Source organism: Mesorhizobium sp. M7A.F.Ca.US.014.04.1.1 (genome assembly GCF_003998745.1).
Classification (GTDB): Bacteria; Pseudomonadota; Alphaproteobacteria; order Rhizobiales; family Rhizobiaceae; genus Mesorhizobium; species Mesorhizobium ciceri.
On sequence record NZ_RZRW01001097.1, the window covers coordinates 1 to 1,084 of the forward strand.

The window sequence follows — 1,084 nt, forward strand, 5'->3', positions numbered from 1 at the left end:
GTCATGGGAACGCGCGAACCGGTCTACAATTCAGACGTGGGAGCATTTCTGAGCGGCTCAGACCGCCACCGAGTGCCTGGCTTTGCCGGTTTCAAGATATTTGTCGAACTTCGCTGCGATGCTTCTGACAAAGGGCCGGCTTTCCGCCGGCACGACGAAGCGGTCACCATCAAGTTCAAGCAACCGCGCCGGATCATGAAGGGCCGTGGAACTTGCCTTCAGCAGAAGCCTCTGGCCGGCTTTGCCAAAACGCTCCACCAGCTCGATGGCTGAGAAGGCGAAATCACACATCAGCCTCTCGATGATCCAGCCGCGGACGCGGTCGTCGTCGGAAAGCGCGATGCCGCGGACAGCCGCCAGCCCACCGTCTGAGACCATGCGTCCATACTCCGTGTTCGATGGCATATTCTGCACATAGCCTTGGCGAAATTGACTGATGGACGATGGGCCGAGGCCGATCAAGGTTTCGCAGCGATCCTCGGTATAGCCTTGGAAATTCCGGCGCAAGCAGCCGGTTCGGGCCGCTACAGCCAACGCATCGTTGGGCTTGGCGAAATGGTCGAAGCCGACGGGCTCATACCCCGCGTTCAGCATAAGACACGCGGCCAGTTGTGATTGAGCAAGGCGCTGTGCCGGACCAGGCAACCATGCCTCGTCGATCATCGTCTGATGCTTCTTGAACCAGGGGACCTTCTCGTAGCCAAACAACTCCATCCGATCCGGTTCCAGGGTCAGTGCCTGCGCGACGGTTGAGGAGACGCTCTCCCTGGTCTGGTGCGGCAAGCCGTAGAGCAGGTCCAGATTGACCGATTCGACGCCGCGCGAACGAACGCCATCGATGACCGCTTTGGTCTGCAAAAAGCTTTGCTCGCGGTTAATTGCCTTTTGTACCTTCAGGTCAAAGTCCTGGACGCCGAGGCTCGCCCGGGTCATGCCGATCTCGGCCAGCGCATCAAGACGGGCGTCGTCCATATCATTGGGATCGATTTCGACGCTGATCTTGGCGTCCGGAAGGAAATCGAAGCTGGCCCGCAATGCTTTCCCCAGCACCACCATGTCCTCGGACTTCAGCATCGTCGGAGGC

The 1,084-nt window shown here is 59.3% G+C and carries 1 protein-coding gene; it reads right to left on the reverse strand.

Annotated elements, in window-relative coordinates:
- Positions 1–57: 57 nt before the first annotated feature.
- On the reverse strand, positions 58–1,084 hold a 1,027-nt coding region (locus EOA22_RS34765; protein WP_127390674.1), incomplete at its 5' end, for a radical SAM protein.